This window comes from Bacillus sp. GW823-FHT06A10 (assembly GCF_058795375.1).
Window position 1 is genome coordinate 1,126,015 of the sequence record NZ_JBXAHT010000001.1, and the last position, 6,780, is coordinate 1,132,794.

8 protein-coding genes and 1 other annotated feature are annotated in these 6,780 nt (G+C 33.9%); of the genes, 6 read left to right on the top strand and 2 right to left on the bottom strand.

Features of this window, described 5'->3' with window-relative positions; translation table 11 throughout:
• Window positions 1-3 precede the first annotated feature (3 nt).
• Window positions 4-570 carry a DUF3139 domain-containing protein gene (locus AC1Q8M_RS05825; RefSeq protein ID WP_000927526.1) on the bottom strand — a complete coding sequence of 189 codons (567 nt, stop codon included), beginning with the start codon at window positions 568-570 and terminating at the stop codon, window positions 4-6.
• A gap of 217 nt (window positions 571-787) precedes the next feature.
• On the opposite strand from AC1Q8M_RS05825, the gene AC1Q8M_RS05830 reads away from it, so the two are divergent.
• From AC1Q8M_RS05830 to AC1Q8M_RS05850, 5 genes are all read left to right on the top strand, one after another.
• A complete protein-coding gene (locus AC1Q8M_RS05830; protein ID WP_000818985.1) occupies window positions 788-1,507 on the top strand; it encodes a 3-ketoacyl-ACP reductase in 720 nt (239 codons plus the stop codon).
• A gap of 147 nt (window positions 1,508-1,654) precedes the next feature.
• Window positions 1,655-2,326: an O-methyltransferase gene (locus AC1Q8M_RS05835; protein WP_025118476.1), complete on the top strand. Its 672-nt coding sequence runs from the start codon at window positions 1,655-1,657 to the stop codon at window positions 2,324-2,326.
• A gap of 133 nt (window positions 2,327-2,459) precedes the next feature.
• Entirely contained in the window at window positions 2,460-3,332 is an 873-nt protein-coding gene (locus AC1Q8M_RS05840) for an aminoglycoside 6-adenylyltransferase (RefSeq protein ID WP_001258528.1), read from the top strand.
• Between the two features lie 118 nt (window positions 3,333-3,450).
• Window positions 3,451-4,278 (top strand): peptidoglycan-N-acetylglucosamine deacetylase, encoded by an 828-nt coding sequence (locus AC1Q8M_RS05845; RefSeq protein WP_000291203.1) that lies wholly within the window; start codon window positions 3,451-3,453, stop codon window positions 4,276-4,278.
• A gap of 71 nt (window positions 4,279-4,349) precedes the next feature.
• A complete protein-coding gene (locus AC1Q8M_RS05850; RefSeq protein WP_141549512.1) occupies window positions 4,350-4,688 on the top strand; it encodes an SdpI family protein in 339 nt (112 codons plus the stop codon).
• Between the two features lie 48 nt (window positions 4,689-4,736).
• On the opposite strand, the gene AC1Q8M_RS05855 is transcribed toward AC1Q8M_RS05850, so the two are convergent.
• Entirely contained in the window at window positions 4,737-5,345 is a 609-nt protein-coding gene (locus AC1Q8M_RS05855) for an NUDIX hydrolase (RefSeq protein ID WP_000141386.1), read from the bottom strand.
• 81 nt (window positions 5,346-5,426) lie between these two features.
• Here AC1Q8M_RS05855 and AC1Q8M_RS05860 point away from each other — a divergent pair, with 81 nt between their 5' ends.
• Window positions 5,427-6,065: a pyridoxamine 5'-phosphate oxidase family protein gene (locus tag AC1Q8M_RS05860; RefSeq protein WP_000402144.1), complete on the top strand. Its 639-nt coding sequence runs from the start codon at window positions 5,427-5,429 to the stop codon at window positions 6,063-6,065.
• A 233-nt stretch (window positions 6,066-6,298) separates the two neighbouring features.
• Window positions 6,299-6,530: a binding site (T-box leader), on the top strand.
• Window positions 6,531-6,780: the final 250 nt, after the last annotated feature.

Genomic DNA, 6,780 nt, shown 5'->3' on the forward strand with positions numbered 1-6,780 from the left:
ACACTATTTTTCTTTAAAAATGCATTTACCGTTACTGCAATTATATTGATAAGCTTTTCCTTCGCTATTCATACGGTATGAGTAATCAGATTCTTTATCTTTCTTAAAGTCAACGTATGCTTCTGCACCGTTTTTATCGTCATCTATATCAATGAATTGAACGTTTCGTATAGAATAATCTTTCTTTTCTCTTAAACCTCTTCCTTGCAAGTTTGTATGAATACCATCTACTAACTGGTTAAACAACGACCAGTTTAAATTAAGATGTTCAAATGACTCAGTATGTCTTCCTAAAATACCGTTGTCTTGTATTATTTTTTTATTATCATCGTATGTATAAGAGTATGTAAAATATGGTTCGTCTTTATATACTACTGTTGCATAATAGCCAATATTATAAATGGGAGTATATTTTCCGGTTATGTCTTGCATTTCTTCTTGCTTATAACCTTTTTTAATATGGAGATAATTGCTAGTATCTTTTTCTATTACTTTATAATTTAGTGGATTACCAAATATAAAGTACAGGGCAAACAAAATGATAAATAGTCCGACTGCAGTTAGTAACAAGACTCATTTTTTTCTTTTCATACACATACACTCTCCTATGCTGGATTTGTTTTTATTTTACATGAATAATGGTAAAAACATGAAACTTATAAACAAAACCTTTCTATAGTTACCTACAAGTAACCTACGCACATGAAAGTGCATCATTGCCTTTTTACATAAACATAGATACAATTTTAATATAATACATAACTGAGATGATTAAGGAGTGTTATACTTGGCAGAATTATTACAAGGTAAAAATGCTTTAATTACAGGAGCAGGTAGAGGGATTGGTCGCGCTGTAGCAATCGCATTAGCGAAAGAAGGCGTAAATGTAGGCTTATTAGCTCGTTCAGAAGAAAACTTAAAAGCTGTAGCGAAAGAAGTAGAAGCAGAAGGTGTAAAAGCTGTTATTGCCACTGCTGATGTTTCTTCATACGAAGAAGTCACAACTGCGATTGAAACGTTAAAAAATGGTTTAGGATCTATCGATATTTTAATTAATAACGCTGGTATTTCTAAATTCGGTAAGTTTTTAGAACTAGACGTTGCTGATTGGGAAAAAATCATTCAAGTAAACTTAATGGGTGTATACTATGCAACTCGTGCAGCTTTACCGAGCATGATTGAACAACAATCTGGTGATATCATTAACATTTCATCTACAGCAGGGCAAAAAGGTGCACCTGTAACAAGTGCATATAGTGCTTCTAAATTTGGTGTCCTTGGCTTAACAGAATCGTTAGCGATGGAAGTTCGCAAACATAACATTCGTGTAACAGCTTTAACTCCAAGTACAGTAGCAACTGATATGGCTGTTGATTTAGGATTAACTGATGGAAACCCTGATAAAGTAATGCAAGCAGAAGATATTGCAGAATTTATCGTAGCGCAGCTGAAATTAAATAAACGTACATTTATTAAATCTGCTGGGCTTTGGTCTACTAATCCATAGGAAGTAAATTTAACTTTAAAAGAAGGGATATCTATTCTATAAGGGGTAGATGTCCCTTCTTTATTTTTTGTATTCGAGACAGAATTATCGGTATAATTAAAAGTGAATGGTAGAAAGCATTGGGAAATTGAAAGGGATGGTATTTGCATGAGTGAAATTGAGAAATGGACGGCTGTTGATCAATATATGAGTGATGTATTAATACCGAAAGATTCTACATTAGAAGGGGTTCTTCAAACTAATGCTGCAGCTAATTTGCCAGCACATGATGTATCACCAACGCAAGGGAAGTTTTTACAATTATTAGTACAAATTCAAGGGGCTCGTAATGTTTTAGAAATTGGCACGCTAGGCGGGTATAGCACGATATGGCTTGCTAGAGCATTGCCATCTGGAGGCCGAGTTGTTACATTGGAAGCAAGTGAAAAACATGCTGAAATTGCACGTAGCAATATTGAGCGTGCTAATTTGACTGATAAAATTGAAATACGAACAGGATTAGCGTTAGATTCTTTACAACAAATAGAAAACGAGAAGTATGAACCGTTTGATTTTATTTTTATAGATGCTGATAAACAAAATAACCCTGCTTATTTTGAATGGGCACTAAAACTATCACGACCGGGTACTGTAATTATTGGGGATAACGTAGTACGTAAAGGAGAAGTTATTGACAATACTAGTACCGATCCTCGTGTACAAGGGATACGTCGTTTCTATGAATTAATAGCTGCTGAGCCACGTGTTAGTGCTACAGCGCTTCAAACTGTCGGAAGTAAGGGATACGATGGATTTGTAATGGCAATCGTAAAAGAATGAGGTAAGGAGATAGATAGAATGAAAAAGATGTTTGAAAAATTATAACATGTATCTTGTATAACGAGATTAGCTCGTGGGCCTCCGACATACATAACACTATATTATATATCAAAAAATTGGAGGCTATAAGTAGATGAGAACTGAAAAAGAAATGCTAGACTTAATTATTAATACAGCAAAAGAGGATGGAAGAATTCGAGCAGTTATCATGAATGGATCGCGTGTAAATCCAAATGTGAAAAGAGATTGTTTTCAAGACTATGATATTATGTATGTTGTAAATGATATACAATCTTTTACGTCTAATCATAATTGGGTTCATAGATTTGGAGAAATAATGATAGTACAAATGCCAGAAGAAATGTCGTTAGTTCAACCAGATGAAGATGGGAAGTTTCCGTATTTGATGCAGTTCATGGATGGGAATCGGATTGATTTAACGCTAGTTCCAGTTGAGTTAATAAAAAAGTTCGTTGGACAAGATAGTTTAAGTAAATTACTTCTCGATAAAGATAATTGTATGGAAGGATTCCCGCCAGCAAGCGATAAAGATTACTTAATAAAAAAGCCTACAGAAAAAGAGTTTTTGGATTGTTGTAATGAATTTTGGTGGTGTAGTACGAATGTGGCAAAAGGGCTATGGAGAGAAGAGCTTTCTTATGCAAAAGGAATGCTTGAGGGACCAGTGCGAGATATGTTCATCGTAATGCTAGAATGGTATATTGGTATGAAAACAGATTTTACAGTTAATGCAGGGAAGTTTGGAAAGCATTTCGAGCAATATATTGAAAAAGATATGTGGGTGCAATTTAAAAGAACATTTTCTAATGCAGAATATGAAAACATATGGAAGTCATTCTTTGTCATGGGTGATTTATTTAGGGAAGTGGCGAACGAAATCGCTAACACATATGAATATCAATATCCGCAAGATGATGATGATAAAGTGACGAACTATTTAAAACATGTGAAAGCTTTGCCAAAAGATAGTACATCGATTTATTAATAATAGTAAGCAGTAAGACTGTCCTAATTAAGGACAGTCTTATTTTTGTTTATGAATAACAATTTCTCTAACAAAGTGCAGATGAATCACATATGAAAATTTAGGGAGGTTTTTTATTATGTATTATTTTTATTCGCCAGAAATGTTTGCTCCATATCAATGGGGACTAGAACGAGATGTTTCGTATGCTTATATGCCATATAACTCATTTTATTATGGAGACTATATAAGCGCATTGCCATACGCATATATCCCTCAAAGCTATGAAGTACAAATGAAAGCAGATGATCGTGGATCGTGGACACCGTTTACATGGGTTGAAAAATATGCGTACGCATTTTCAGGACCGTATAATAAAGCGGAAGTAGCTCTTACATTTGATGATGGACCAGATTCAGAATTCACGCCAAAAATATTAGATAAGTTAAAACAACATAATGTAAAAGCTACTTTTTTCTTACTTGGTGAAAACGCAGAAAAATTTCCGAACGTAGTAAAGCGTATTGCAAATGAAGGGCATGTAATTGGTAATCATACGTACAGTCATCCGAATTTAGCGAAAGTAAATGACGCTGAGTACCGTAATCAAATTATAAAAACGGAAGAAATATTAAAACGTTTAGCCGGCTATGCTCCTAAATTTATACGTCCACCGTATGGTGAAATACTTGAAAATCAATTGAATTGGGCAACTGAGCAAAATTTTATGATTGTACAGTGGAGTGTTGATACAGTTGATTGGAAAGGTGTAAGTGCCGATACGATTACAAATAATGTGTTAGGGAATTCATTTCCAGGTAGTGTCATACTGCAGCATTCTACTCCAGGTGGGCATTTACAAGGATCTGTTGATGCACTAGACAAAATCATTCCGCAGTTAAAAACGAAAGGGGCACGTTTTGTAACACTTCCAAGTATGTTCCAGACATCGAAAGAAAGAAAGTGAATGTGTTATAAATTGGAAAAATAAGGGTTGTGTCGTATAATGAAAGTGTAAGTTAGGGGGGGATATAATTGATTGATGCACTAGTAAACATAGGAATAAGCATATTGATTGGTATTATTTTTATACTTGCGGCAATTATTCTTCAAAAAAATCCACCGATCGATATTAATGCGGCATATGGTTATCGTACGAAACGATCTATGAAAAATAAGGAATTATGGGATGCGGGTAACAGGTATAGTGCAGAAGTGATGAAGCAAAACGGATTCATCATGATGTTAATTGGAAGTGTTATTAGTATACTGTTTAGATATCCACATACAATAATAGCGATTATAGTGGTTATGCTGTTATTAATCATTCGTTTATTTATACAAGTAGAGAGTAGATTAAAAATACTTGAACAATAATAAAAAAATAGGACTCTACGCAATATTATGCAAGGAGTCCTATTTTATTTATAAACTATTATTTTTTAATAATTCTTTTCCTTGCTCTATAACAAATTCATAGTATGCAAGATCATACGGATAAATATCTTCAAATGTTATCGTAATCGGTGTATTGTTTAAGACTGAAATAGTCGTTAAAGATGAAATCTCTCCTTTTAAAAGTTGTAGAAAAGAAGTTGCATGTACTTTCATCACATCGTCTACTTCTTCACCTGGTGCGAATGGAAGTGGATTGATGACATTGTGAAAATACATATGACAAAATTCACGATCAGTAAGATTTGAAATTTCATAATCTATTTTAAAGATTCCTTTGTATACTAAATCAGTAGTTTGAAAGGAAAGCCCCAATTCTTCTTCGATTTCACGAAGACCACCAATTTGTACATCTTCATCATGCATAATATGTCCAGCTGAAGTAATATCCCATATACATGGAGCTTCTTTTTTGTTTTTAGAGCGTAATTGGAAATATAAGAATATATCGTTAGCATCTTTTTCTACAAACCAACAATGAAATGTTTCGTGCCAATCACCGTCACGATGCACTTCATCGCGTAATTTCTTCCCAAGTGTATTTCTTTCAGAATCAAATATTGTTAACCACTCTGTCATTTTAATTCCCCTTTCTGCAAATTTTATTATACAATATTCGTATTGAATTTTGGGAAAATAAAGAAAAAGGGGCGATTATAAGTGGAGATAGAGCGTATGGAAATAAAATCGATTATTTCAACAGAGGAAGAGTTACGGAAAATATTGGGGCAACCAAGTGAGCGAGCATTGAAAAAAGTTATTTCATCATTAGACCACCATTGCGTAGATTTTCTTTCTAAATCTCCTTTTCTAGTATTATCCACTGGAAATAAGTTGGGGGAGTGTGACGCCTCGCCGCGAGGAGACGCACCTGGATTTGTATACGTACTCAATAATAATAAAATTATCATTCCAGAAAGACCAGGAAATCGTCGTATAGACTCCATTTTGAATATTATTTCAAATCCACGTGTAGGACTAATCTTTTTTATTCCAGGTCTTGGGGAGACACTCAGAATAAATGGCCGAGCGTATATTACAAACGACGAAGAAATTTTGAAAGAAATGCAGGCGAATGGACGCAATCCGTTGCTTGGAATTGTTGTTGAAATAGAAGAGTGTTATATTCATTGTGCAAAAGCGTTTATTCGTTCTAAGATGTGGGATCCAGAATCTTGGTTAAATAAAAAAGAGTTACCATCAGCAGTAAAAATGTTGCTGGAGCATGCGAAAGTGAATACTTCAGAAGAAGATGTTGCACGTTCTTTAGAAGAAAGTTATACAAAAAGATTGTATTGAAAATTTTATTGATATAGTTTTGTAAGGTGGATATGTACGGGTTTTAGAATGGGGAACTTATATATGAACCGTTGATTTATAAACTGGAGAAATAACAAAATAGGTAAATTGAGTGGCGGTTGCATAATGCTATTGTAAAATATAATAAAAAAAATTCTTGAAAATAGTTAGTAAAAATAGGCTTGCTTTTTAAAAAGTTGATAACTATAATAAGTTAACAAATAGACATGAACGAAAAAGTAACGATAAGGACAAGAAATCATTTTTACGGTTTACAGAGAGGGAAGTCTAGGGTGTGAGCTTCCTAACACGAGAAATGATTTTACCACCTTTGAACTTCAATAGTGAACGAGTAATCTATTAATTATTGACGGTATCAGCCGTTATCTGAACTTGAGCAATCTAGGGAGAGATACGTCTAGATTGGAACAAGGGTGGAACCACGAAAACACATTCGTCCCTTTCCTAGGGATGAGTGTGTTTTTTTACGGATTTGTAGATTGAAAATTTAAAATGATTGAAAAATAGTATTGATTTTGTTTTTTATGCGAGTATAATGAGTTAACAAATAAACATGAACGAAAAAGTAACGATGAGGACAAGAAATCATTTTTACGGTTTACAGAGAGGGAAGCCAAGGGTGTGAGCTTCCTAACACGAGAAATGATTTTACCACCTTTGAACTTCAATAGTGAACGAGTAATCTATTAATTAT

What these genes read in the sequence shown, in the direction of transcription:
- AC1Q8M_RS05835 (WP_025118476.1), top strand. Translation starts at nt 1,655, where the DNA reads ATGAGTGAAATTGAGAAATGGACGGCTGTTGATCAATATATGAGTGAT.
- AC1Q8M_RS05840 (WP_001258528.1), top strand. Translation starts at nt 2,460, where the DNA reads ATGAGAACTGAAAAAGAAATGCTAGACTTAATTATTAATACAGCAAAA.
- AC1Q8M_RS05845 (WP_000291203.1), top strand. Translation starts at nt 3,451, where the DNA reads ATGTATTATTTTTATTCGCCAGAAATGTTTGCTCCATATCAATGGGGA.
- AC1Q8M_RS05855 (WP_000141386.1), bottom strand. Translation starts at nt 5,345, where the DNA reads ATGACAGAGTGGTTAACAATATTTGATTCTGAAAGAAATACACTTGGG.